The following is a 567-nucleotide window of genomic DNA, read 5'->3' as shown; positions in this document are numbered from 1 at the left end:
CGTTTACTGCACCAGTCTTTTGTAAAATATTCCCGTACCCTGATGCTACCAGCATAACAAAGGATATGGTTCCCATCATCGCAATTCCATCGGTCATGACCTTATCCCCTTTATGGAATGGAACAACGATCAAGGCAAACATTAAAATGAGACCAGTTAAGGCACCAAGGATTAAGTTTTCTGTAATCAGTTGGACAACTAGGGCAGCAGCTATTGCAATGATTGTATAAAGGTGTTTTTTGTTAAAGGTAATATTTTCTGGTGTTCCAATAGGTTCAATTTCATTAACTGTACCTTGCTTTGATATACGATTTTTACGGAATGTAACGAAAACAGCAAATAGGAGTCCTGCAATCATACCCAGGCCAGGAATTAGCATGGATAAAGTAACTTGTCCCATTGCTATACTAAGCCCATTTGCTTCCATACTATCTTTAATAATCCCCTGAAAAATCAAGCCAAACCCGGCTGGTATCATAATGTATGGAGCGGTAAGTCCAAATGTTAATGCCGAAGCTACCCCGCGCCGGTCCAGTTTCATATCATCAAATAACTTCAAAAGCGGCG

The 567-nt window shown here is 40.2% G+C and carries 1 protein-coding gene; it reads right to left on the bottom strand.

The features are described from left to right. On the bottom strand, positions 1-541 hold a 541-nt coding region (locus AC3G7N_RS22050; protein ID WP_489424256.1), incomplete at its 3' end, for a Na+/H+ antiporter NhaC family protein. Between the last annotated feature and the right edge of the window lie 26 nt (positions 542-567).

It is taken from the genome of Virgibacillus carmonensis (assembly GCF_057836705.1).
The sequence above is the reverse complement of the archived record's forward strand: the minus strand, read 5'-3'. Positions and strand labels throughout refer to the sequence as shown.